We start from the raw sequence: 26,149 nt of genomic DNA, 5'->3' as shown, positions 1-26,149 counted from the left end.
AATAGAATACTTGGTCTTCACTACAATCTTTAAGTAGAAATAGATAAAGGAAATAAAATGGATAAACGTATTTTCGTTGAGAAAAAAGCTGATTTTCGTGTGAAATCGGACTCTTTAGTAAAAGAATTACAGCATAATCTTCAGTTGAAAACCTTGAAGGATCTTCGGATTGTTCAGGTTTACGATGTTTTTGGTTTGGCAGAGGACTTGTTTGCGCGTGCGGAAAAACATATCTTCTCTGAGCAAGTGACCGATACTGTTTTGGATGAAGCTGCGGTTCAGGCTGATCTTGAAAAGCATGCTTTCTTTGCGATCGAAAGTTTGCCTGGTCAATTTGACCAACGTGCGGCATCTTCACAAGAAGCTTTGCTTTTGCTTGGTAGTTCAAATGATGTAACAGTGAATACAGCGCAACTTTACTTGGTCAACAAGGATATTGATGCGAATGAGTTGGAAGCGGTCAAAAACTACCTCTTGAACCCAGTGGATTCTCGTTTCAAAGACATCACTGTTGGCATTGCTAAACAGGATTTCTCTGAGTCTGACAAGACCATTCCAAGCTTGGATTTCTTTGAAAGCTATACGGCAGAAGATTTTGCACAGTATAAGGCAGAGCAAGGATTGGCCATGGAAGTGGATGACCTTCTCTTCATTCAAGATTACTTCAAGTCTATTGGACGTGTGCCAACTGAGACTGAGTTGAAGGTGTTGGATACTTACTGGTCTGACCACTGTCGTCACACAACTTTCGAGACTGAGTTGAAAAATATCGACTTCTCAGCTTCTAAATTTGAAAAACAATTGCAAGCGACTTATGACAAGTATATTGCCATGCGTGATGAGTTGGGACGTACAGAAAAACCTCAAACCTTGATGGATATGGCGACTATTTTTGGTCGTTATGAGCGTGCCAATGGCCGTTTGGATGACATGGAAGTATCTGATGAAATCAATGCCTGCTCTGTTGAAATTGAAGTGGATGTCAATGGTGTGAAAGAGCCATGGCTTCTCATGTTTAAGAACGAAACTCACAACCACCCAACGGAAATCGAACCATTTGGTGGAGCGGCTACTTGTATCGGTGGTGCCATTCGTGACCCATTGTCAGGGCGTTCCTACGTTTACCAAGCCATGCGTATTTCAGGTGCTGGCGATATTACAGCTCCAATTTCAGAAACTCGCGCTGGGAAATTGCCACAACAAGTGATTTCTAAAACAGCAGCTCACGGTTATTCTTCATACGGTAACCAAATTGGTCTTGCCACAACTTATGTTCGTGAATACTTCCACCCAGGTTTCGTTGCTAAGCGTATGGAGCTAGGTGCGGTTGTCGGTGCGGCTCCTAAGGAAAATGTTGTCCGTGAAAAACCTGAAGCTGGTGATGTGATTATCTTGCTCGGTGGTAAGACTGGACGTGACGGTGTCGGTGGTGCGACAGGTTCTTCTAAAGTTCAAACGGTTGAATCTGTTGAAACAGCTGGTGCTGAAGTTCAAAAAGGGAATGCCATCGAAGAACGTAAGATTCAACGTCTTTTCCGTAATGGGGAAGTGACCCGTTTGATCAAGAAATCAAATGACTTTGGTGCTGGTGGTGTCTGCGTGGCTATCGGTGAATTGGCAGATGGTCTTGAAATTGATCTAGACAAAGTGCCATTGAAATACCAAGGTTTGAACGGTACAGAAATTGCCATTTCTGAGTCTCAAGAACGGATGGCTGTGGTGGTTCGTCCAGAAGATGTAGACGCCTTCGTTGCAGCATGTAACAAAGAAAATATTGATGCTGTGGTTGTTGCGACAGTGACTGAAAAACCAAATCTAGTCATGCACTGGAATGGTGAAACCATCGTTGATTTGGAACGTCGTTTCCTTGATACAAACGGTGTACGTGTGGTTGTAGATGCTAAGGTGGTTGACAAGGATGTCAAGCTTCCAGAAGAACGTCAAACATCTGCTGAAACCCTTGAAGCGGATACTCTTGAGGTCTTGGCTGACTTGAACCATGCCAGTCAAAAAGGGTTACAAACCATCTTTGATAGCTCAGTTGGTCGTTCAACAGTCAATCACCCACTTGGTGGTCGCTACCAAATCACACCAACGGAAGCTTCTGTACAGAAATTACCAGTCCAACATGGCGTGACAACCACCGCTTCTGTTATGGCGCAAGGATTCAACCCTTATGTAGCAGAATGGTCTCCATATCATGGTGCTGCCTATGCGGTCATCGAAGCAACCGCTCGTTTGGTTGCTGCTGGTGCAAACTGGTCTAAGGCTCGTTTCTCTTATCAAGAATACTTCGAGCGGATGGATAAACAAGCAGAGCGTTTTGGTCAACCAGTAGCAGCTCTTCTTGGATCCATTGAAGCTCAGATTCAACTTGGTTTGCCATCTATCGGTGGGAAAGACTCTATGTCTGGTACCTTTGAAGAATTGACAGTACCACCAACCTTGGTTGCTTTTGGGGTGACAACTACAGATAGCCGTAAGGTCCTTTCTCCAGAATTTAAAGCTACTGGTGAAAATATCTATTACATCCCAGGTCAAGCTTTGGCACAAGAAATTGACTTTGATCTTATCAAGTCTAACTTTGCTCAATTTGAAGCCATCCAAGCAACTCACAAAGTCACATCTGCATCCGCTGTCAAATACGGTGGTGTCCTTGAAGCTCTTGCCCTTGCAACCTTTGGGAACCATATTGGTGCAAACGTCGAATTAGCTGACCTTGACACTAGCTTGACAGCCCAATTGGGTGGATTCATCTTCACATCGCCTGAAGAAATTGCAGGTGTTGCCAAGATTGGACAAACAGCAGATGACTTTACACTTACTGTCAATGGTGTAACGCTTGATGGACACGAACTTGACAGTGCCTTCCAAGGTAAATTGGAAGAGGTTTACCCAACGGAATTTGCACAAGCAACTGAGCTGGAAGAAGTACCTGCGTTGGCATCAGATACTGTTATCAAAGCTAAAGAAACAGTTGAGGCACCAGTGGTTTACATCCCAGTATTCCCAGGTACTAACTCGGAATATGACTCCGCTAAGGCCTTTGAAAAAGAAGGTGCAAAAGTCAACTTGGTACCATTTGTCACACTGAATGAAGAAGCTATTGTCAAGTCTGTTGACACCATGGTTGACAACATTGAAAAAGCGAATATTATCTTCTTTGCAGGTGGCTTCTCAGCAGCAGATGAACCAGATGGATCCGCTAAATTTATCGTGAACATCTTGCTTAACGAAAAAGTGCGTGCAGCCATTGATCACTTCATCGAACGTGGTGGTTTGATCATCGGTATCTGTAATGGGTTCCAGGCCCTCGTCAAATCAGGCCTTCTTCCATATGGTAACTTTGAAGATGCGAGCAGCACGAGTCCAACCCTCTTCTACAATGATGCCAACCAACACGTGGCTAAGATGGTTGAAACACGGATTGCCAACACGAACTCACCATGGCTTGCAGGCGTGAAAGTTGGTGACATCCATGCCATCCCAGTATCACACGGTGAAGGGAAGTTTGTCGTGACAGCTGAAGAATTTGCAGAGCTTCGTGACAATGGTCAAATCTTTACCCAATATGTTGACTTCGAAGGTAAACCAAGCATGGATTCTAAATACAATCCTAACGGATCTGTTAATGCTATTGAAGGTATCACAAGTAAGAACGGTCAAATCATCGGGAAGATGGGACACTCAGAACGTTTCGAAGACGGTCTCTTCCAAAATATTCCAGGAAATAAAGATCAACATCTCTTTGCGTCAGCGGTTAAATACTTTACTGGAAAATAAAAGGTATACAAAATGACATACGAAGTTAAATCTCTTAATGAAGAATGTGGTATTTTTGGGATCTGGGGACACCCAGATGCTGCAAAACTGACTTATTTCGGATTACACAGTCTTCAACACCGTGGTCAAGAAGGGGCGGGGATCCTTTCAAATGATGCGGGTCAATTAAAACGGTATCGTGATACGGGGCTTCTCTCAGAGGTGTTTCGGAATCCTGCTAACTTGGATAAGTTGACAGGGACGGGTGCGATTGGACATGTTCGCTATGCGACAGCTGGGGAAGCTTCGGTGGATAACATCCAGCCTTTCCTCTTTCGCTTTCATGATACCCAGTTTGGACTTGCTCACAACGGGAATTTGACCAATGCCAAGTCCCTCAAACGGGAGTTAGAAAATAACGGAGCGATCTTTAGCTCAACTTCTGATTCAGAAATCTTGGCCCACTTGATTCGTCGGAGCCACAACCCTTCTTTCATGGGTAAGGTGAAAGAAGCCTTGAATACGGTGAAAGGTGGATTTGCTTACCTTCTCATGCTGGAAGATAAGCTGATTGCCGCCTTGGATCCAAATGGTTTCCGTCCTCTTTCGATTGGGAAAATGGCCAACGGAGCTATCGTGGTTTCATCTGAAACCTGTGCCTTTGAAGTGGTTGGAGCAGAGTGGATTCGGGATGTAAATCCGGGTGAAGTCGTGATCATCGATGATAACGGCATCACTTACGATAACTATACAACGGACACCCAATTGGCTGTTTGCTCAATGGAGTATATCTACTTTGCTCGCCCAGACTCCAATATCCAAGGGGTCAATGTCCATACAGCCCGTAAACGTATGGGGGCTCAATTGGCACGTGAATTCAAACATGAAGCAGATATTGTGGTCGGTGTACCTAATTCATCACTTAGCGCAGCCATGGGATTTGCGGAAGAATCTGGCCTACCAAATGAAATGGGCTTGATTAAAAACCAATATACCCAACGGACCTTTATTCAACCAACACAAGAACTACGGGAGCAAGGGGTTCGGATGAAGCTCTCTGCCGTATCCGGTGTCGTGAAAGGCAAACGGGTTGTCATGATTGATGATTCTATCGTACGTGGGACAACATCACGTCGAATTGTGAAGTTATTGAAAGAAGCAGGAGCTACAGAGGTCCACGTAGCAATCGGTAGCCCAGCCCTTGCCTACCCATGTTTCTACGGGATCGATATTCAAACACGTAAGGAATTGATTGCTGCCAATCACACAGTAGAGGAAACACGCGATATCATTGGTGCAGATAGCTTGACGTATTTGTCAATCGATGGCTTGATTGATTCTATTGGAATTGATACAGATGCTCCAAATGGCGGTCTTTGTGTAGCTTACTTTGATGGAAAATATCCAACGCCTTTGTATGACTACGAAGAACGCTATGTGGAAAGTTTGAAAGAACATACTTCTTTCTATTAAGAGCAGTGCAAAAGAAAAGGAATGAAACAAATGACAAATAAAAATGCTTATGCTCCACGTCTCACTACTGACTAAAAGCTAAAGCATTTGTCAGTAGACGCTTTGCCCTATGGGACCAAAGCTAGAGACCTGACTAGTATTTTTAGATAAAAAAATTGTTTATCTAAAAATACGTCGCACTCTTTCTCAAAAAAAGAAAAGGATTAAAAAATGACAAATAAGAATGCATACGCTCAATCGGGTGTGGACGTTGAAGCAGGTTATGAAGTTGTTGAACGGATCAAAAAACACGTGGCTCGTACGGAACGTGCAGGTGTTATGGGAGCTCTCGGTGGCTTCGGTGGTATGTTCGATCTTTCAAAAACAGGTGTCAAAGAGCCTGTTTTGATCTCAGGTACAGATGGTGTCGGTACTAAACTCATGCTTGCTATTAAGTACGACAAACACGATACCATCGGTCAAGATTGTGTCGCTATGTGTGTTAACGATATCATCGCCGCAGGTGCGGAGCCCCTTTACTTCCTTGACTATATTGCAACTGGTAAAAATGAACCTGCTAAATTGGAACAGGTCGTTGCTGGTGTTGCTGAAGGTTGTGTGCAGGCTGGTGCAGCCCTTATCGGTGGGGAAACAGCTGAAATGCCTGGCATGTATGGTGAAGATGACTATGATTTGGCTGGTTTTGCTGTCGGTGTTGCAGAAAAATCTCAAATCATCGACGGTTCAAAAGTAGCTGAAGGGGATGTGATTCTTGGACTTGCTTCAAGCGGTATCCACTCAAATGGTTACTCACTTGTTCGTCGTGTCTTTGCGGATTACACAGGTGAAGAAGTTCTCCCAGAATTGGAAGGGAAGAAACTTAAAGACGTTCTTTTGGAGCCAACTCGTATCTACGTCAAAGCAGCATTGCCACTCATCAAAGAAGAATTGGTCAACGGAATTGCCCACATCACAGGTGGTGGTTTCATCGAAAATGTACCACGTATGTTCGCAGATGACTTGGCTGCTGAAATTGACGAAAGCAGAGTCCCAGTTCTTCCAATTTTCAAAGCTCTTGAAAAATATGGCCAAATCAAACATGAAGAAATGTTTGAAATTTTCAACATGGGGATTGGTCTCATGCTTGCAGTGAAACCAGAAAATGTGGAACGTGTCAAAGAACTTCTTGACGAACCTGTTTATGAAATCGGTCGTATTGTGAAGAAAGACGGCGCAAGTGTGGTGATTAAATAATGGCTAAAAGGATTGCTGTATTTGCCTCTGGCAACGGGTCAAACTTTCAGGTGATTGCAGAACAATTTCCGGTAGAGTTTGTCTTTTCAGATCATCGTGATGCCTATGTCTTAGAACGTGCCAAAAACCTTGGCGTGGTGAGCCATGCCTTTGAACTTAAGGAATTTGACAATAAAGCAGCTTATGAAGAAGCTATTGTCAAACTTTTGGATGAGCACCAGATTGACCTAGTTTGTTTGGCCGGCTATATGAAAATCGTCGGTCCAACCTTACTAGCAGCTTTTGAAGGCCGTATCATCAATATTCACCCGGCTTATCTCCCTGAATTTCCAGGTGCTCATGGTATTGAGGATGCTTGGAATGCAGGCGTTGCTGAGAGCGGTGTGACTATCCATTGGGTGGATTCTGGCGTTGATACCGGTAAGGTTATTCAGCAAGTGCGCGTGCCGCGCCTTGAAGGGGATACCCTTGATACTTTCGAAACTCGCATCCATGAAACAGAGTACAAGCTCTATCCAGAAGTCTTGGAACGTTTGGGAGTGGAGAGGAAGTAAGAAGGAAATCAAGTTTTGATTGTGTAATCTTGGTAGGAGAAAAATGATTAATCTAAAATTAGTAGATGAGAGCAGTTTTCAGACAGTGCTGGATTTGAAAATATCTGAAGCTGATGAACGAGCACGTTTTGTAGCTCCCAATGTTCGTTCTTTAGCTGACGCATGGCTCTACCGAGAGAATGGGGATGTGTTTCCAATGGCAATCTATTTGAATGAGCTAGTAGTTGGTTTTCTACTGTTGGAAATAGATAAGGATGAAGCAGAATACTTTATCTGGCGGATAATGATTGGCCAGCAGTACCAAGGAAAAGGTTATGGACGAAAAGCCTTGGAAGTTCTGATCAAAGAGGCTCAGATGGATAGAGATTGCAACCATATTATCGCAGATTATGTAGTTGGAAATGAAAAAATGAAGTACCTGCTGACTAGTTTGGGTTTTCAGGAAACAGGATTTATAGAAGAAAATAACGAAGTCGCTATGCGCTTGGATCTAAAGAAAGAGGAATAGAATGACTAAACGCGCACTAATTAGTGTTTCAGACAAAGCGGGTATTGTTGAATTTGCCCAAGAACTTAAAAAACTTGGTTGGGACATTATCTCAACTGGTGGTACTAAAGTTGCCCTTGACAATGCTGGGGTGGATACCATTGCCATCGATGATGTGACTGGTTTCCCAGAAATGATGGACGGTCGTGTGAAGACCCTCCACCCAAATATCCACGGTGGTCTCCTCGCTCGTCGTGACCTCGATAGCCACCTTCAAGCAGCTAAGGACAATAATATCGAATTGATTGACCTTGTTGTGGTCAACCTTTACCCATTCAAAGAAACGATTCTTAAACCAGACGTAACTTACGCGGATGCGGTTGAAAACATCGATATTGGTGGGCCATCCATGCTTCGATCAGCAGCTAAAAACCATGCTAGCGTAACGGTTGTGGTAGATCCTACTGATTATGCTGTGGTGCTTGACGAATTGGCAGCCAACGGCGAAACAAGTTACGAAACTCGCCAACGTTTGGCAGCGAAAGTCTTCCGCCACACAGCAGCCTATGATGCTTTGATCGCAGAATACTTCACAGCTCAAGTGGGTGAAAGTAAACCTGAAAAACTTACTTTGACTTATGATCTCAAGCAACCAATGCGTTACGGGGAAAATCCTCAACAAGACGCAGACTTCTACCAAAAAGCTTTTCCAACGGATTACTCCATCGCTTCAGCGAAACAGTTGAACGGGAAAGAATTGTCCTTCAACAATATCCGTGACGCTGATGCGGCTATCCGGATCATCCGTGATTTCAAAGACCGTCCAACAGTTGTGGCCTTGAAACACATGAACCCATGTGGGATTGGTCAAGCTGACGATATCGAAACGGCTTGGGACTACGCTTATGAGTCTGACCCAGTATCCATCTTTGGTGGTATTGTCGTTCTCAACCGTGAAGTAGACGCTGCGACAGCTAAGAAAATGCACGGTGTCTTCCTTGAAATCATCATTGCACCAAGCTACACAGACGAAGCGCTTGAAATCTTGACAACTAAGAAGAAAAACTTGCGGATCCTTGAGCTGCCATTTGACGCTCAAGATGCTAGTGAAGTGGAAGCAGAATACACTGGTGTTGTTGGTGGTCTCCTCGTTCAAAACCAAGACGTGGTGAAAGAAAGTCCAGCTGACTGGCAAGTGGTTACCAAACGCCAACCAACTGAGACAGAAGCGACAGCTCTTGAGTTTGCTTGGAAAGCTATCAAGTATGTGAAATCAAATGGTATTATCGTGACCAACGACCACATGACACTTGGTGTTGGCCCAGGTCAAACCAACCGTGTGGCTTCCGTCCGTATCGCCATTGACCAAGCCAAAGATCGTCTTGACGGCGCTGTTCTTGCTTCCGATGCCTTCTTCCCATTTGCGGATAACGTGGAAGAAATCGCCAAAGCAGGGATTAAAGCGATCATCCAGCCGGGTGGATCAGTCCGTGACCAAGAGTCAGTCGAAGCGGCTGATAAATACGGATTGGCTATGGTCTTCACAGGAGTAAGACATTTTAGACATTAATCAAAAAAGGCACTCATTCAATGATGAGTGTCTTTTCTGCTGGTTATGAAGACCTTAATCTGGATAGATATAGGTGACGGTTCCCCAGATGGGGTTAGTTGGATCGAACCAACCGCGGAAGTTGTCGATATAGCGATGGCCGTTGTAGTTAGCCTCTTGGATCTGAATTTTTTGGTCATGTTCGACATCCGTAACCAAGGCGACGTGCCCATATCCCCCATCATCCCAACAGGCGATGGCACCGACCTCTGGAGTGTCTCCTGTCCGGAATCCAGCAGCGCGTGCGCTAGCTGCCCACATGCCGCCATTTCCCCACCAGTTGTGGGCCCAAGGGGCTAATTCTTTGGCTCCCCAGGTGCACTCACCAATGGGGTAGGTGTTTCCCGGATGTGTCGCGAGTGGAGTGAGCTTTGGCTTTGCCTTTTCCACTTGAAAGGTAGTGGGGAATAGCCCTTTTAGTTGTCCCTTGCTTTTCTGATAGACATGTAGGTGAAATAGCCCGCTTCCCTTGTGTTTTTGAGCTTGAAAGCGCAGTTGGAAATGTCCAGGTGCGACCTTCTTTGCTGGATACCAGACCAGATCATCTTGCCCATTTTCTTCAGACCAGATGGGGAAGACAATCTCGTCAACGTCTTCGAACAACTTTAGGTCTACCTCAAATTCTTGTTGGGAGATGGGTGTGATCGTAATCTTTGGCTGGGAGGAAGCCAGGTCTTTTTGCTGGACGCTGGTCGTGAGAGGGTAAAGACCGGTTAGCTGTTCATTTGCCTCCACTCCATAGACATGGACATGATAAAGTCCGGCTTGATCAGAATGGTTGGTCAATGGCACTTGTAGGTCAAATCCCTTGTCACTGCGTTCCACAGGATACCAAATCAGGTCATCTTGGCCATTTTGGTCAGACCAGACGGGAACTTGGATATTTTGATACTTATCCGGGACGTTTCCAAGATGAATCACCAGCTGCCCTTTTTCGGCATAGATAGCATTGGTCGCTTGATCTGCATGGGCAATAGAGGCTTGCATCCCCCATGTCGCACAAGTCAGTACGACAAATTTTTTGATTGTTTGCATAATACTCCTTTTCGTCAATTAGTAGGTCTCACCTATACTATTCGGAAAAAAATGAGAAATAGGAGAAAATAGCAAAAAATGTTTGGATTCTACTGAAAATAGGAGACTTTTGCTGAAATCATTAGAATAAAACGAACGATTATGATATAATTTAATAAAATAATTCGCAAAAGAGGTTCGAGATGAAACTTTTGGTTGTTGGATCTGGCGGTCGTGAGCATGCGATTGCTAAGAAATTGTTGGAGTCTACAGATGTTGAGCAGGTTTTTGTGGCTCCTGGTAATGACGGGATGCGATTAGATGGTCTGGATTTGGTCAATATCGGAATTTCCGAACATTCTAAGCTGATTGACTTCGCAAAAGTCAATGATATTGCTTGGACCTTTATCGGTCCAGATGATGCCCTTGCGGCTGGAATCGTGGATGATTTCAATGCAGCTGGTCTCAAGGCTTTTGGCCCAACCAAGGCTGCGGCTGAGCTGGAGTGGTCCAAGGATTTTGCTAAGGAAATCATGGTCAAATACGACGTTCCGACAGCAGCCTATGGCACATTTTCAGATTTCGAGGAAGCCAAGGCCTACATCGAAGAAAAAGGTGCTCCAATCGTGGTCAAGGCAGACGGTTTGGCCCTTGGGAAAGGTGTCGTCGTTGCGGAGACAGTTGAGCAAGCCGTCGAAGCCGCTCATGAGATGCTTTTGGACAATAAATTCGGTGATTCAGGTGCGCGTGTGGTCATCGAGGAATTCCTTGACGGGGAAGAGTTCTCTCTCTTTGCCTTTGTCAATGGGGACAAGTTCTACATCATGCCAACAGCTCAGGACCACAAACGTGCCTACGATGGTGATAAGGGTCCCAACACTGGTGGGATGGGTGCCTATGCGCCAGTTCCTCACTTGCCACAGAGCGTGGTTGACACAGCGGTTGACACCATTGTCAAGCCAGTTCTTGAAGGCATGATCAAAGAAGGGCGTCCCTACCTTGGTGTCCTTTACGCGGGTCTTATCTTGACAGCTGATGGACCGAAAGTCATCGAGTTCAACGCTCGTTTTGGCGATCCTGAAACGCAAATCATCTTGCCTCGTTTGACATCTGACTTTGCACAAAACATCTCTGACATTTTGGATGGCAAAGAGCCAGCCATCATTTGGACGGACAAGGGTGTGACATTGGGCGTGGTTGTAGCATCAAACGGCTATCCACTCGCTTATGAGAAGGGTGTCAAACTTCCGGCCAAGACAGACGGTGACATCATCACATACTATGCCGGTGCCAAATTCGCTGAAAATGGCCAAGACCTTCTCTCAAACGGCGGACGTGTTTACATGCTCGTCACCACAGCAGACACCGTCAAAGACAGCCAAAACATCATCTACAGCCAACTCGATAAACAAAACACAGAAGGCCTCTTCTATCGTACGGATATCGGTAGCAAGGCGAATAAATAAAACTCTTTGAAAATCTTCGATTGACTGTGTTAAAGCTCCTTGATGAACTTTAGTTCTATCTTCGTCGCTTTGCCTTGTCACTCTATGATTTTCTTCGAGTTTTCGAATATCAATGCTATATTAGGCGATGAAGTCGCCAAACACGATAATGGTCGCCGTGGTGAAAAGACCAGAACAGCATCTGTTCTGGTCGGGGGAAACTTTGAGACCTTAGGCTCAAAGTTTAGGAATGAAACCGAAGGTTTGCTTCCGTCCCCACCACCTAAGAACATTATCAAAAAAAGAAAAAGGAAAAATTATGACTAAACCAGTAATTTCCATTATCATGGGCTCAAAATCCGACTGGGCAACCATGCAAAAAGCCGCTGAAGTCCTCGACAACTTCGGTGTTGCTTACGAAAAGAAAGTTGTTTCCGCGCATCGCACACCGGACCTCATGTTCAAACATGCCGAAGAAGCACGTAGCCGTGGCATCAAGGTCATCATCGCGGGTGCAGGTGGCGCAGCTCACTTGCCAGGAATGGTTGCTGCTAAAACAACCCTTCCAGTTATCGGCGTACCCGTCAAGTCACGGGCTCTTAGCGGTGTAGATTCACTTTATTCCATCGTTCAGATGCCAGGTGGAGTGCCTGTCGCAACTATGGCGATCGGTGAAGCAGGTGCGACTAACGCGGCCCTCTTTGCCCTCCGCCTTCTTTCGGTAGAGGACCAGGCTATTGCGACAGCGTTAGCGGATTTCGCAGAAGAACAAGGAAAAATCGCAGAGGAGTCTACAAATGAGCTCAACTAAAACCATTGGCATCATCGGTGGCGGCCAGCTCGGTCAGATGATGGCGATCTCAGCTATCTATATGGGGCACAAGGTTATCGCCCTGGATCCAGCAGCGGATTGCCCAGCATCCCGTGTGGCGGAAATCATCGTGGCCCCTTACGACGACGTAGACGCTCTTCGTCAGTTGGCAGATCGCTGTGATGTTCTCACTTATGAATTTGAAAATGTGGATGCTGATGGTTTGGATGCCGTTATTAAAGAAGGCCAGCTTCCTCAAGGGACCGACCTGCTTCGCATCTCCCAAAACCGGATCTTTGAGAAGGACTTTCTTTCCAACAAAGCACAAGTCACTGTGGCCCCTTACAAGGTCGTAACTTCTAGCAAAGACTTGGCAGATATCGACTTCTCGAAAAACTATGTCCTCAAGACGGCGACCGGTGGTTATGATGGCCATGGTCAGAAGGTCATTCGTTCAGAAGCGGACTTGGAAGAAGCCTGTGCTTTAGCCGATTCAGCAGACTGTGTTTTAGAAGAGTTTGTCAACTTTGACCTTGAGATTTCAGTCATCGTGTCTGGAAATGGCAAGGATGTGACAGTCTTCCCAGTTCAAGAAAATATCCACCGCAACAACATTCTTTCAAAAACCATTGTGCCTGCTCGCATTTCAGAAAGTCTAGCTGAAAAAGCCAAAGCCATGGCAGTACGAATCGCTGAACAACTGAACCTCTCTGGTACCCTCTGTGTGGAAATGTTTGCGACAGCTGATGACATCATTGTCAACGAAATCGCGCCTCGCCCACACAATTCAGGGCATTATTCGATCGAAGCCTGCGACTTCTCCCAGTTTGATACCCATATCTTGGGCGTTCTCGGAGCACCACTCCCAGCAATTCACCTTCATGCACCAGCTGTTATGCTCAATGTTCTCGGCCAACACGTCGAGGCTGCTGAAACATATGTGACAGAAAATCCAAGCGCTCACCTCCACTTATATGGTAAACTAGAAGCAAAGCACAATCGCAAGATGGGACATGTGACTTTGTTTAGTGATGTGCCAGATGAGGTTGAGGAGTTTGGGAAAGGGATTGATTTTTAAGTGAAAATAGCGATTCTAGGACTTGGAGTCATCGGGACCACTTATGCCTACGCCTTTCAAAAAGCAGGCCATCAAGTGGAACACGTACTGAGAGATAGTAAGAAAAGCACAGCTCCGAAGGAGTTGTCGGTTGATCTGCTAGATGGTCGCTATCATTCCAAGGGTGAGAACAAGCATGATACCTATGAGGTTCATGTGGCGGAAGCTGATTCGGAATATGATTTTATTTTTCTGAGTGTGCGTCATGGTTTTGTCAAAGAAGCTGTGGAGACCTTGCGGAAAAATAATATCAAAGGTACCCTTGTTTTCTTCTGTAATTTCTGGGATACTCGAAAAGAGGTCCAAGAGTGGGCAGGAGATTATGACTATATTCTGGCCTTTCCGACAGCGGGCGGTCACATGCAGGAGGACCATTTGGATGGTGTCTTGTTTGACCATTTAATGCTAGAAGGTGAGCAAAAAGCACACATTTCTAACTATGCTGATCTGACGGATTTACTGACTTCTGCAGATTTGAAGTGGGAAGTGCCTCATGATATGGTCGAGTGGATTTGGATTCACATGGCGATTAATGCGGGTGTCACTTCGACGGCTGCTCGCTCAGGAAATTTGGAAAACCCAGAAGAATTGGCTCTGAACTTGATGAATAGTTCATCGGAATTGTCATTGGCCATCAAGGCCATTCGAGAAGCCTTGAAAGTCGTAGAAGCGCGTGGCGTGAATTTGAAGCTTTATAAGGCAGAACTCTTACCCTACAAAATTCCGGCTTGGATAGCCGGCAAAGCCATGAAAGTCATGTTTGCGAAAAATGAGCTGACTCGAAAAATTATGACTTTGCACAATGATAAACAGGACATCTTCTATTGTTGTCAAAGTGTTTATCATACTGGTCAAGAGTTAGGTGTCAAGATGCCTATTCTGGAAGCAAATATGAAGGGTATTTCGATTTAGGAGGTTTTATGATTCAACTCATTGTCAATGCTTTTGTTGAGAAGGACAAGACAGGAGCAGTCGTCGAAGTCTTGTATGCTAGTAGTGATCATGAAAAAGTGAAAGCTAAGTATGAAGAGCTGACTGCTCAATATCCTGAAAACTATTTAGCTATCTATGATGTTCCGCTGGATACGGATTTGAATACACTGGATCATTATCCATCTGTGTGGATTGGGAAAGAAGAATTTGAATAAAGCGACTGTCGGTTGCTAACTGATGTAAAACATCAAAAGAAAGGAAAATTAAACATGATTGATAGATATAGCCGCCCAGAAATGGCGAACATTTGGACTGAAGAAAATAAATACCGTGCTTGGCTTGAGGTGGAAATCTTGGCTGACGAAGCATGGGCTGAATTGGGAGAAATTCCTAAGGAAGATGTGGCTTTGATCCGTGAAAAAGCGGACTTTGACATCGACCGTATTTTGGAAATCGAGCAGCAAACTCGTCACGATGTGGTGGCCTTCACACGTGCGGTTTCTGAAACGCTTGGTGAAGAGCGTAAGTGGGTTCACTATGGTTTGACTTCTACTGACGTGGTGGATACTGCCTATGGTTACCTCTACAAACAAGCCAACGACATCATCCGCAAAGATCTTGAAAACTTCCTTAACATCATCGCTGACAAAGCGAAAGAACACAAGTTCACTATCATGATGGGTCGTACTCATGGTGTGCACGCTGAGCCGACAACTTTTGGTCTTAAATTGGCAACTTGGTACAGCGAAATGAAGCGCAACATCGAGCGTTTCGAGCATGCGGCTACTGGTGTGGAAGCTGGTAAGATTTCTGGTGCGGTTGGTAACTTTGCCAACATCCCACCATTCGTTGAAAAATACGTCTGCGATAAATTGGGTATCCGTGCTCAAGAAATCTCTACACAGGTCCTTCCTCGTGACCTTCACGCTGAGTACTTTGCAGTTCTTGCGAGCATCGCAACTTCGATCGAGCGGATGGCAACTGAAATCCGTGGTCTTCAAAAATCAGAACAACGTGAAGTGGAAGAGTTCTTTGCTAAAGGCCAAAAAGGTTCTTCAGCCATGCCTCACAAACGCAACCCTATCGGTTCTGAAAATATGACCGGTCTTGCGCGTGTGATCCGTGGTCACATGGTCACAGCTTATGAAAATGTGTCACTCTGGCATGAACGTGATATCTCTCACTCATCAGCTGAGCGGATCATCGCACCAGACACAACCATCTTGACTGACTACATGCTCAATCGTTTCGGAAACATCGTTAAGAACTTGACAGTCTTCCCAGAAAACATGATCCGCAATATGAACTCTACATTTGGTTTGATCTTCAGTCAACGTGCCATGTTGACTTTGATTGAAAAAGGCATGACACGTGAGCAAGCTTACGATCTTGTTCAACCAAAGACGGCCCAATCATGGGATAACCAAGTCGACTTCAAACCACTTCTTGAAGCTGATCCAGAAGTAACTTCACGTCTCACTCAAGAAGAGATCGACGAAATCTTCAACCCAACTTACTACACCAAACGGGTGGATGAAATCTTCGAACGCATCGGTTTGGGTGACTAATCGCAACGAAAAAGGGAATTTGAAAAATAGACGAAAGAGGCTGGGCAAAAACTGTCCAGCCTTTGATGTTTGATAAGACTAACTGCAAGACGCAGTGGTTGAGTGGGCTCTAATACGCTGATTTCATCAGCTTTTACAGCCCTACTCAACTGTGCGGAGGTGGGACGACGAAATCGAATTCTAACGAATTACCGATTTCTGTCCCACTCTCTTTTTAAACTTTTTATAGCTAAACTATCACTAATTATATATATTTTTAAAGAGGTCTTTAGAAATCGTTTTCAACATGCTATACTGGAGCTATAAAAAAGACCGAGATGTCTCAGTCTTTTTGGTTCTTAGTGATCGCGGTCACAGGAGATGAACTTGATCTTGTAGTAGTCACCGCGTTTATAGGTTTCCGTGTATTCAAGGATTTGGCCAGTCGCTTCTAGCTTGGTCGTCTTCACTTGTTTGACCGTTGGGAAATTTTCGTCGATCTTCAATACTTTAGCAACCTTGCTTGGTGTAGGAAAGACGATTTCGTTGACTTCTTCGAAGTGTTCATCGTTCATATGAATGTGGTAGTCTTCTTTGAAGCGATCATAGATAGAGCTATAGTATTCCAAATTTGGATAGTTTGGATTGATGTATTGTTCAGGAATATAGGTTTGGTGGAAGATATAGGTATCATCCCCTGTCTGGCGAGTCCGTTCGATCTTATAGTAGAATTGCGTTGGGTTGAGGCCTAGTTTGTCTAGGATGCTTAAGGTATTTCCACGTTTAATAGAGAGAACTTTGACTTTGGCCTTTTGGATTGGGAAGGTTTCAACATCTGAAAATTCAACCAGTTTGTGTTTTCGAGCACGAGAAACAAAGGTTCCTTTTCCTTGCTGGCGGACAATGTAGCCATCAGCAGCGAGGTCGTTCAAAGCACGGACAACGGTGATAGAGCTGACATCATAAATTTTAATGAGTTCAGCTTCAGTATAAAATTTATCTCCATTTTCAAATTTTCCGGAGATAATTTGCTGCTTCAATTCATCTTTGATGTGTTGGTACTTTGGAATTGCCATAGTGCTACCTCTCTTTAGATTTCTCTTATTTAACCCTATTTTAACATATTTTTTATAAAAGTGTTGACATTTTTTAAATAATTTATTATATTAATAAATGAAAAGGGTTACATATAAGAAAGGGGGGCGTTTATGGGAGTTTTTGAGATTCGCGATGCTTTCTATTTAAAAGATCAACCCTTCAAGATTTTATCCGGAGCGATCCATTATTTCCGAATTGACCCAGCAGACTGGTATCATTCCTTGTATAATCTAAAGGCATTGGGGTTCAACACGGTTGAAACCTATGTCCCTTGGAATGCGCATGAACCCCGCAAAGGGCAGTTTGACTTTAGTGGTCGATTGGATCTAGAGCGTTTCATTCAAACAGCCCAATCCCTTGGACTTTACATGATTGTAAGGCCGTCGCCCTTTATCTGTGCAGAGTGGGAATTTGGTGGATTACCAGCCTGGCTCTTGGAAGAAGACCTGCGAATCCGCTCATCAGACCCAGCCTTTATCGAAGCAGTGGATCGTTATTATGATCGCTTGCTTGGGTTGTTAACACCCTACCAAGTGGATCAGGGTGGTCCAATCCTCATGATGCAGGTGGAAAATGAGTACGGCTCTTATGGAGAAGACAAGGATTATCTTCGTGCCATTCGGGATTTGATGAAGGAAAAAGGCGTGACCTGTCCTCTCTTTACATCAGATGGACCATGGCGAGCAACGCTAAGAACAGGAACCTTGATAGAAGAAGACCTCTTTGTGACGGGAAACTTCGGTTCCAAAGCAGCCTATAACTTCGGTCAGATGAAAGAATTCTTTGACGAATACGGCAAGAAATGGCCCTTGATGTGTATGGAATTCTGGGATGGCTGGTTTACCCGCTGGAAGGAACCCGTGATTCATAGGGACCCAGAGGAGTTGGCAGAAGCCGTCCATGAGGTCTTGGAACTTGGCTCCATCAACCTCTATATGTTTCATGGCGGAACCAACTTTGGCTTCATGAATGGTTGCTCAGCTCGTGGAACGCTTGATTTGCCACAGGTGACATCCTATGACTATGGGGCTTTGCTCAATGAGCAGGGCAATCCGACGGAGAAGTATTATGCTATTCAAAAAATGATGGCGACCTATTATCCAGAATACCCACAGCAAGAACCACTCATCAAAGAGTGTTTGCCAGAACAAACCTTGCAATTGGCAGCCAAGACTAGTCTTTTTGGGAATCTGGACAATCTGGCTCAGGTTGAGACAAGCCTTTATCCCGAAAAGATGGAAGAGTTGGGGCAAACCACAGGTTATCTCCTATATGAGACAGACCTTGAGTTGGATGCGGAAGAAGAAAAATTGCGTATCATTGATGGTCGGGATCGGGTACAGATTTACCTGGATGATCAACATGTAGCAACGCAATACCAAACAGAGATCGGTGAAGATCTTTTTATCAAAGGAAAAAAGAAAGCGGTTACGAATTTAAAAATCTTGCTTGAGAATATGGGCCGTGTCAACTATGGTCACAAGCTCTTAGCTGATAGCCAGCACAAGGGCATTCGCACAGGTGTCTGTGTGGATTTGCACTTCCACCTTCATTGGAAGCAGTACCCACTGGATTTACAAGATCTCAGTCAGCTCGATTTTTCAAAGGAATGGCAGGCAGGTGCTCCAGCCTTTTACCGATATGATTTTCAGCTGGACCACAACCTTGACACTTATCTGGATATGACAGGATTTGGGAAAGGGGTCGTCTTTGTCAACGGCCATAACCTTGGTCGCTTCTGGGAGGTCGGACCGACCACTTCACTTTATGTGCCTCATGGTTTCCTCAAAGAAGGAGCCAATAGCCTGATCGTCTTTGAGACAGAAGGGCGTTACCAAGAGACACTTCAACTTGTTCAACAACCTACATTCAAAGAAGTAAAGGGGGAAAACTTATGACTATTGTAGGATGCCGTATTGATGGACGTTTGATCCACGGGCAGGTAGCCAATCTTTGGACTACCAAACTAAATGTTTCACGTATCATGGTGATCGATGATGAAGTCGCTCAAAATGATATCGAAAAAAGTGGCTTGAAACTAGCGACACCGCCGGGTGTTAAGCTCAGTATCTTGCCAGTCGCAAAGGCTGCGGAAAATATCTTGGCTGGAAAATATGATAGCCAACGACTCTTTATCGTAGCTCGCAAACCTGATCGTTTCCTTCGTTTGATCGAAGCAGGCGTTCAGCTTGAAACGCTGAATGTCGGCAATATGTCTCAATCTGATGAGACACGTGCGATTACCCGCTCGATCAATGTGGTGGACGCGGACGTGGAAGATTTCAACAAGATCCACGAAAAAGGTGTAAAGATTACGTCTCAGATGGTGCCAAACGACACTGCAGAAGACTTTATGAAGTTATTAAAGTAAAAGAAAATTTTTAGGAGGAAATTGTCATGATACAATGGTGGCAAATTTTACTACTTACTTTGTACTCAGCTTATCAAATCTGTGATGAGTTGACGATTGTTTCATCAGCAGGATCACCAGTCTTTGCTGGTTTCATTACAGGACTTGTCATGGGAGATTTAAAGACAGGTCTATTTATCGGAGCTTCTCTCCAATTGACAGTGCTCGGTGTTGGTACTTTCGGTGGAGCTTCTCGTATTGACGCCACTTCTGGTGCCGTTCTTGCAACTGCCTTTTCAGTAGCAAAAGGGATTGATCCAGAGATTGCTATTGCTACAATCGCTGTGCCGGTAGCAACTTTGTTGACCTACTTTGATATTCTTGGTCGTATGACTACAACTTACTTCGCTCACCGTGTAGATGCTGCGATCGAACGTTACGACTATAAAGGAATTGAACGCAACTACCTTCTTGGTGCTGTTCCTTGGGCTCTTTCTCGTGCCCTTCCAGTCTTCTTGGCTCTTGCCTTTGGTGGTTCTTTCGTAGAAACTGTTGTTACAGGTCTTGCTAATGTACAATGGTTGGCAAACGGTCTGAAACTTGCAGGTCAAATGCTTCCAGGTCTTGGATTTGCGATCTTGCTTCGTTACCTTCCTGTTCGTCGTAACCTTCACTATTTAGCACTTGGCTTTGGCTTAACAGCAATGTTGACAGTGCTTTATAGCAATGTTCAAAGCCTTGGTGCTGCAGTGTCTAGCATTGTTGGTTCTGATGTGTTCGCTAAACTTCCAAAAGAACAAGCTATTACTTTTGTTAACAACTTCAAGAGTGTATCTATGATTGGTATTGCCATCATCGGTATCTTCCTTGCAGTACAACACTTCAAAAACAGCCAACGTACAGTTGTAGCTGCTCCAGCAAGCAATGTAGAAAGCGGGGAAATTGAAGATGACGAATTCTAATTACAAACTAACAAAAGAAGATTTTAAACAAATTAACAAACGTAGCCTCTTCACCTTCCAATTGGGTTGGAACTACGAACGGATGCAGGCTTCTGGTTACCTTTACATGCTTCTTCCACAATTGCGTAAAATGTATGGTGATGGCACTCCAGAATTGAAAGAAATGATGAAATTGCATACGCAATTCTTCAATACTTCACCATTCTTCCACACCATTATCACTGGTTTTGACCTTGCTTTGGAAGAAAAAGATGGTGTCAAATCAAAAGATGCGGTGAACGGGATCAAGACAGGTCTCATGGGACCATTTGCCCCTCTTGGAGACTCTATCTTTGGATCTTTGGTACCAGCTATTATGGGTTCAATCGCAGCAACTTTGGCTGTTGCAGGAAACCCAGCCGGTATCTTCTTGTGGATCGCTGTGGCAGTTGCTTATGACATTTTCCGTTGGAAACAATTGGAATTTGCCTATAAAGAAGGGGTTAACCTCATCAACAACATGCAAAGTACCTTGACAGCTTTGATCGACGCAGCTGCCGTTCTGGGTATCTTCATGGTTGGTGCCTTGATTGCCAGCATGATTGGTGTTGAAGTTTCTTGGACTCCACACATTGGGGACAAAGCGATTGAAATTCAAGATATGCTCAATTTGATCTTCCCACGCTTGGTTCCAGCTATCATTACAGGTGTAATCTACTGGTTGCTTGGACGTAAGGGTATGAACTCTACAAAAGCTATCTTGCTCATCATCCTTGCAGCAATCGCATTCTCAGCATTTGGCCACTTCTTCTTTGGAATGGCATAATGGAGTAAGGTATGGCAAAACAGTTAGTATTGGTCAGTCATGGTCGCTTCTGTGAAGAGCTTAAAGCGAGCACAGAGATGATTATGGGACCACAAGAATCCATCCATACGGTTGCACTCTTACCAGAAGAAGGACCAGAAGACTTTACCGCTAAATTTGAAGCAACCGTCCAAGGTCTAGAAGACTATATTGTATTTGCCGATCTCTTGGGAGGAACTCCTTGCAACACTGTGAGTCGCTTGATCCTTGAAGGACGTGCGATTGACTTATACGCAGGGATGAATCTTCCGATGGTCATCGAATTCATCAATAGTAGCCTGACTGGTAATGAAGGGGACTACCCTGAACGTGCAAAAGAAAGTATTGTCAAGGTAAATGACCTCTTGTCAAACCTTGATGATGATGAAGATGAGTAGGTTGGTATGGGAGTCTGGGAGAATCATCTCAGGCTCCTTTCCCATTTATCAACGTTAGATTGTAGAAAGGAACAACAGGTTCTATGTTAGACTATACAAAAGAAGACTTGCAGGAGCTAGGAGCAGAGATCACCACTCGTGAGATCTACCAACAACCAAGTGTTTGGAAAGAAACGGCTCACTTGTACCAAGAAAGAAAAGCGGAAATAAAAGCTTTCTTAGAAAAAATTGGGCAAGAGCATGACTATATCAAGGTCATCTTGACAGGGGCAGGGACCTCAGCCTATGTAGGGGATACCTTGGTTCCATATTTGCAGGAAGTGCATGATGAACGCCACTGGAATTTCCAATCCATTGCGACGACGGATATCGTAGCGCATCCTCAAACCTATTTGAAAAAAGAGGTTCCAACGGTTTTAGTATCTTTTGCACGAAGTGGCAACTCGCCAGAAAGTGTCGCCACCGTGCAGTTGGCTCAAGACTTGGTTGATGAGCTCTATCAGATCACCATTACCTGTGCCGAAGAAGGAAAACTGGCCCAGCAAGCCCACGGAGATAAGCGCAATCTCTTGCTTCTTCAACCCAAAGAAACCAACGATGCTGGCTTTGCCATGACATCCAGCTTTACGTCTATGCTCTTGACAGCTCTCTTGGTCTTTGATCCAAGCGAGGAAGAGATCAAGGAAAAACGAGTAGCAGAGCTGGTTCATCTATCTGAGCAAATCTTGGAGCAGGACCGTGCGGTCAAGGAAGTGGTCGATCTAGACTTCGAGCGCGTGATCTATCTGGGAGCAGGACCTTTCTTTGGTCTAGCCCATGAAGCCCAACTCAAGATTTTGGAATTAACAGCAGGCAAAATCGCAACCATGTATGAGAGTCCTGTCGGTTTCCGTCACGGTCCGAAATCCCTCATCAATGACCAGACCCTCGTCTTGGTCTTTGGCTCCATTGATCCTTATACCCGACAGTATGATCTGGACTTGGTTCGAGAAGTTGCAGGGGATCAAATTGCTCGTCAAGTTGTCCTTTTGACCGATCAAGCTGCAGGTATCGAGCATGTACGAGAAGTGTTGGTGGAAGCTTCTGCAGACTCACTAGATATCTACCGTGCCTTCCCTTATATTATCTACGGTCAATTGATTTCTCTTTTGACCTCACTCAAGGTGCAAAATCGCCCAGACACACCTTCACCGACTGGTACCGTCAATCGGGTTGTTCAAGGGGTGATCATTCATCCATTTCATAAAGAATAGCCACTAATTTTCTATAAAAAGTGGAGTGTTTCTTCTTGTGAAACTGATACAATGGAGAAAAACAGTGAGAGGAGAAGGTTTGTGAAACAGTATCAAGAAAGCGTGTTTGGGGAATGGCAGAATCAAGAGGTTCGGGCTTATCGCCTCGAAAATGACAAGGGTTACCAATTATCTGTCATGACCTATGGGGCGACGATCTTAGAATATGTGACGCCTGATAAAGAAGACCAGTTTACGAATATTATTCTAGGCTTTGATCGCTTTGAGGACTATGTGGGCAATAGCCCTAAATATGGGGCTAGTATTGGCCCGGTAGCTGGCCGGATTGCAGGAGCTAGCTTTGAACTCAATGGTCAAACCTATCACTTGGAAGCTAATAATGGTACCAACTGCAACCACAGTGGACTGACGGGTTGGGATAGCGCTTTGTTTAGCGTGGAGTCGGTAACGGATCAGGAAATCACTCTCTATACAGAACGGGCGGATGGAACCGGTGGTTTCCCTGGAAGTCTCAAGATCTGGGTAACCTATGGTTTGACGGAAGATGGTGAACTCGAGATTGCTTATCGGGTAGAAACGGATCAAGATACTCTAGTTAACCCGACCAACCACAGCTATTTCAACCTATCTGGGGACTTCACCCAACCGATCAATGACCATGTCTTTCAGATCAACCATCAAGGGCTTTACCCTATCCATCCCGACGGTGTCCCTCTTCAGACCGTGGATAGAGAAAGTCCGGTTGTTCAGCATCTCTACCAAGCTATGCTCTTGGAGGATCTTTTTAAGGACTCTGATCCGCAAATTCGTCTGGTAGAAGGATTAGACCATCCATTTGCTCTTCCAGAAGGGCATGAAAATGCCGGCTTTCTTTACCATCAGCCATCTGGACGTTTTTTGACCTTTAAGTCAGAAGCCCCAGCCTTGGTGGTATATTCAGCCAATTTCGTAGACGAAACTGTTCATCTGCAAGGCCAACCAATGGTTCAGCACAATGGCTTGGCTCTAGAATTCCAAACAGTGCCAGATGCCATTCACAGTGACCAAGCTGAAAAGGTCATCTTGAGAGCAGGTCAAGTCTTCACCAGCAAGACTAGCTACCATGCCATCGCTAAGAAATAAGGAGGAAAAGGGTGACCCAAACAAGGATGTGAAATTCTTGCTTGGGACCTCCTCTTTTTCTCGAAAAAAATTTTTTAGAAAAACTATAAGGAAAGTTTAAGCTTCCTATCGTATACTAATACCATCATCAAAGACCTCCTAACTTTGAATGATAAAACTCCTAAAACTTTTTCATAATAATCTCCCTATAAGAGCCACCAAAACCGGTGGCTTTTTTCTGGGAGTGAGACAGAACAATTTTTTAAAATTGTTCGTTGTCTCACCCCCGCACAGTTGATTAGGTAATCTTTGGAGCTATAAGAGCGAACAAAGATACCAATCAACCACTGCGTTATGTAATTATTACTAAACCTATTTCATCTAATCAAGCCTGATAGGGACGTAGACGAGCTTAGGTACATTGACGCAGTTCGAACGCAAGTGAGAACTACGATCTTTAAAAAATTAATGAGGTGAACTCAGAGAGTTCAACCGAACCAAAGGTACCGAAGTATTTTAATAGAGCGTAAGCTCTTTATTTTTTTGCACAGAAAAAAGCTCCTTGAGAAAATCTCAAGGAGCAGTGGAATGACTACTTGCCCGTTGCATCAGACACTTTTTTGAATTTTGCTGAAATAACCGTATTTAGATTATTCCGTCCATCGCGTTGCTCAATCGTCAACGTTAAAATATCTCCATCAATAGAGTATTTATACGTAGTTTCTTTAGCGACAGGTCCAATGGACATGGTTGCAAGTTGCACAATATTGATAGCTTCTGGGAAGATAATCGTTTGGTTTGCTGTATCTAATTTACCGTTCTTCAAGACAGAATGAATTTTAGCATTACCTTTATCAAATTCATAAGTTGTATTGGGCAAGTCCTTAGCGCCATCCTGTAGATTGACTGATAATTTGGTAAATTGATCTTTAATATATTCGTCTTTCGTTTGAGTCACTTTAGATGCATCTTTTTGTTTTAAGTAATCGTAGAACCTTCCAAAACCATCTGCTAGAGATACAGTATAGTCGAATTCAACAGATGTATCTGTAATGTTCAACGTTGGTTTTAAATCTTTCCATGCCTCAGGATAGATCAGCTTGATAGCCGAATCATCATTGTCAAAATCTTTAAAGGCTAAGCTACGTTCAAGAGCTGGTCGGAAGTCGATGGCTTGCCATTTTCCTTCAATTGGAACGGGGTCTTTTTGAGTAGTGCTTCCTTTACGTTTGAAGTGTAGTTCATAGTGAACTGGAAGATTATTTTTCTTCGCTTTTCCGTCAATCGTGACATAAAGCATGTCGTCTTTTAATTTGTAGTGATATGTGTTTGGCGAAACGCGATTTTCACCGAATGAGAAGAAGAATGAGTTTGCTACGGAAAGTCCTTCATCAAAGGTCATTGTTTTGGCACCTTGATCAATAGAACCCGTTGCTTCGTAGCTAAACACGCCAGTATCTTTATTCATGCTGACTTTGTATTTCTTAAAGTCGCCTGCAAATCCTTCATGAGAGTCATACATGATTTTTTTGAATTCTTCTTCAGTCTTGCCTCTAGCTTCTGTTGTGACAGTGGAGAAAGCTTTAATAAAGTTATCAATGTTATAGTCGTATTTAATGGTTGCCGTGTTGTTTTCAATCTTCATGTCCATTTTGAAGTCTTTAACAGATTCAAGCAAGTGTGCAAAGTGGATTCCATGGAGGGTATAGGCTCCGATGGATTCCGTTAAAGCATCGAGAGTATCGACTAATTCCCATTCGCCATCAATCGTTTCGACTTTTGCTGTTTCTGATTTAGCGGCATTTTTAGAGCCACTTTGTTTTTGAGAACAAGAAGCTAGTAGGAAGACTGAGAGCAGAGCAACGAATGCTAAAAATAATTTTTTATAACGTCTAATCATCGCTAGACCTCCTTAAAATAGATGATTGTATTACGCTTATATTATACGTGCAACACAATTGTTTTGCAAGGGCTTTCAAACGAATCACAATTTTGTTTTGTAACTTGACCGATTATTCAACATAAGAAACGGAAAAATTGTATGTAGCAGAGTACCCAATAGACGAGATTCTCAAGGCTTCCTAAATTATTTTTTTGCACAGAAAAGAGGCTGGGACAAAAGTCCTAGCCTCTCAATTATTTTTGGATTGTCGAGCAAGACGCAGTGGTTGAGTGGGCT

At 44.2% G+C, this 26,149-nt stretch carries 21 protein-coding genes and 2 pseudogenes; 20 read left to right on the top strand and 3 right to left on the bottom strand.

The window, feature by feature from the left end; all coding sequences use genetic code 11:
* Positions 1–57 precede the first annotated feature (57 nt).
* From H7T97_RS07715 to purH, 6 genes are all read left to right on the top strand, one after another.
* Positions 58–3,783 carry a phosphoribosylformylglycinamidine synthase gene (locus H7T97_RS07715; RefSeq protein WP_155125374.1) on the top strand — a complete coding sequence of 1,242 codons (3,726 nt, stop codon included), beginning with the start codon at positions 58–60 and terminating at the stop codon, positions 3,781–3,783.
* A gap of 12 nt (positions 3,784–3,795) precedes the next feature.
* Entirely contained in the window at positions 3,796–5,235 is a 1,440-nt protein-coding gene (gene purF / locus H7T97_RS07710) for an amidophosphoribosyltransferase (RefSeq protein WP_003009289.1), read from the top strand.
* 210 nt (positions 5,236–5,445) lie between these two features.
* Complete coding sequence (purM, locus tag H7T97_RS07705; protein ID WP_201089979.1) at positions 5,446–6,468, top strand: phosphoribosylformylglycinamidine cyclo-ligase; 1,023 nt, start codon at positions 5,446–5,448, stop codon at positions 6,466–6,468.
* Positions 6,468–7,022: a phosphoribosylglycinamide formyltransferase gene (gene purN, locus H7T97_RS07700; RefSeq protein WP_201089977.1), complete on the top strand. Its 555-nt coding sequence runs from the start codon at positions 6,468–6,470 to the stop codon at positions 7,020–7,022. Before purM ends, purN begins: the two co-directional genes overlap by 1 nt.
* A gap of 43 nt (positions 7,023–7,065) precedes the next feature.
* Positions 7,066–7,530 (top strand): GNAT family N-acetyltransferase, encoded by a 465-nt coding sequence (locus H7T97_RS07695; protein WP_201089975.1) that lies wholly within the window; start codon positions 7,066–7,068, stop codon positions 7,528–7,530.
* Between the two features lies 1 nt (position 7,531).
* Positions 7,532–9,079: a bifunctional phosphoribosylaminoimidazolecarboxamide formyltransferase/IMP cyclohydrolase gene (gene purH / locus H7T97_RS07690; protein WP_070594688.1), complete on the top strand. Its 1,548-nt coding sequence runs from the start codon at positions 7,532–7,534 to the stop codon at positions 9,077–9,079.
* 54 nt (positions 9,080–9,133) lie between these two features.
* On the opposite strand, the gene H7T97_RS10395 is transcribed toward purH, so the two are convergent.
* A complete protein-coding gene (locus H7T97_RS10395) occupies positions 9,134–10,153 on the bottom strand; it encodes a GBS Bsp-like repeat-containing protein (protein ID WP_201089973.1) in 1,020 nt (339 codons plus the stop codon).
* A gap of 182 nt (positions 10,154–10,335) precedes the next feature.
* Between H7T97_RS10395 and purD the strand changes: the two genes are divergently transcribed.
* The 6 genes from purD to purB all read left to right on the top strand — a co-directional run bounded on the left by purD (position 10,336) and on the right by purB (position 16,006).
* Positions 10,336–11,598, top strand: coding sequence for a phosphoribosylamine--glycine ligase (gene purD, locus H7T97_RS07680; protein WP_201089971.1), 1,263 nt, complete (start codon positions 10,336–10,338; stop codon positions 11,596–11,598).
* Positions 11,599–11,896: 298 nt separating this feature from the next.
* Positions 11,897–12,388: a 5-(carboxyamino)imidazole ribonucleotide mutase gene (gene purE / locus H7T97_RS07675; RefSeq protein WP_013904394.1), complete on the top strand. Its 492-nt coding sequence runs from the start codon at positions 11,897–11,899 to the stop codon at positions 12,386–12,388.
* Positions 12,375–13,466, top strand: coding sequence for a 5-(carboxyamino)imidazole ribonucleotide synthase (gene purK, locus H7T97_RS07670; protein WP_201089969.1), 1,092 nt, complete (start codon positions 12,375–12,377; stop codon positions 13,464–13,466). The genes purE and purK overlap by 14 nt, the downstream gene beginning before the upstream one ends.
* Complete coding sequence (locus H7T97_RS07665) at positions 13,467–14,417, top strand: ketopantoate reductase family protein (RefSeq protein WP_070594682.1); 951 nt, start codon at positions 13,467–13,469, stop codon at positions 14,415–14,417.
* A gap of 8 nt (positions 14,418–14,425) precedes the next feature.
* A complete protein-coding gene (locus H7T97_RS07660; protein WP_045613324.1) occupies positions 14,426–14,653 on the top strand; it encodes a hypothetical protein in 228 nt (75 codons plus the stop codon).
* Between the two features lie 54 nt (positions 14,654–14,707).
* Complete coding sequence (purB, locus tag H7T97_RS07655; protein WP_201089967.1) at positions 14,708–16,006, top strand: adenylosuccinate lyase; 1,299 nt, start codon at positions 14,708–14,710, stop codon at positions 16,004–16,006.
* A 338-nt stretch (positions 16,007–16,344) separates the two neighbouring features.
* Here purB and H7T97_RS07650 read toward each other — a convergent pair whose 3' ends face one another.
* On the bottom strand, positions 16,345–17,061 hold the full coding sequence (locus H7T97_RS07650) for a GntR family transcriptional regulator (protein ID WP_031572835.1): 717 nt from the start codon (positions 17,059–17,061) through the stop codon (positions 16,345–16,347).
* Between the two features lie 132 nt (positions 17,062–17,193).
* Between H7T97_RS07650 and H7T97_RS07645 the strand changes: the two genes are divergently transcribed.
* The 8 genes and pseudogenes from H7T97_RS07645 (at position 17,194) to H7T97_RS07615 (ending at position 23,991) form a co-directional block, all read left to right on the top strand.
* Positions 17,194–18,981 (top strand): glycoside hydrolase family 35 protein, encoded by a 1,788-nt coding sequence (locus H7T97_RS07645; protein ID WP_201089965.1) that lies wholly within the window; start codon positions 17,194–17,196, stop codon positions 18,979–18,981.
* Complete coding sequence (locus H7T97_RS07640; protein ID WP_003009322.1) at positions 18,978–19,454, top strand: PTS sugar transporter subunit IIB; 477 nt, start codon at positions 18,978–18,980, stop codon at positions 19,452–19,454. Before H7T97_RS07645 ends, H7T97_RS07640 begins: the two co-directional genes overlap by 4 nt.
* Before the next feature lie 26 nt (positions 19,455–19,480).
* Positions 19,481–20,395 carry a PTS mannose/fructose/sorbose/N-acetylgalactosamine transporter subunit IIC gene (locus H7T97_RS07635; protein ID WP_023920053.1) on the top strand — a complete coding sequence of 305 codons (915 nt, stop codon included), beginning with the start codon at positions 19,481–19,483 and terminating at the stop codon, positions 20,393–20,395.
* The gene (locus tag H7T97_RS07630; protein WP_045760097.1) at positions 20,382–21,200 is read left to right on the top strand and encodes a PTS system mannose/fructose/sorbose family transporter subunit IID; all 819 of its coding nucleotides are present in this window, start codon (positions 20,382–20,384) and stop codon (positions 21,198–21,200) included. The genes H7T97_RS07635 and H7T97_RS07630 overlap by 14 nt, the downstream gene beginning before the upstream one ends.
* An 11-nt stretch (positions 21,201–21,211) precedes the next feature.
* Positions 21,212–21,616, top strand: coding sequence for a PTS sugar transporter subunit IIA (locus tag H7T97_RS07625; RefSeq protein ID WP_150905004.1), 405 nt, complete (start codon positions 21,212–21,214; stop codon positions 21,614–21,616).
* 83 nt (positions 21,617–21,699) lie between these two features.
* Positions 21,700–22,291, top strand: a pseudogene (locus tag H7T97_RS10435) (SIS domain-containing protein); the annotation flags it as partial.
* Positions 22,292–22,356: 65 nt separating this feature from the next.
* Positions 22,357–22,869, top strand: a pseudogene (locus tag H7T97_RS10430) (SIS domain-containing protein); the annotation flags it as partial.
* An 81-nt stretch (positions 22,870–22,950) separates the two neighbouring features.
* Positions 22,951–23,991 carry an aldose epimerase family protein gene (locus H7T97_RS07615; RefSeq protein WP_201089961.1) on the top strand — a complete coding sequence of 347 codons (1,041 nt, stop codon included), beginning with the start codon at positions 22,951–22,953 and terminating at the stop codon, positions 23,989–23,991.
* 571 nt (positions 23,992–24,562) lie between these two features.
* Here H7T97_RS07615 and H7T97_RS07610 read toward each other — a convergent pair.
* The gene (locus tag H7T97_RS07610) at positions 24,563–25,870 is read right to left on the bottom strand and encodes a hypothetical protein (protein WP_201089959.1); all 1,308 of its coding nucleotides are present in this window, start codon (positions 25,868–25,870) and stop codon (positions 24,563–24,565) included.
* Positions 25,871–26,149: the final 279 nt, after the last annotated feature.

The sequence above is a fragment of the Streptococcus parasanguinis genome (assembly GCF_016648925.1).
Lineage (GTDB): Bacteria > Bacillota > Bacilli > Lactobacillales > Streptococcaceae > Streptococcus.
This window is presented reverse-complemented; position numbering and strand designations above follow the sequence as displayed.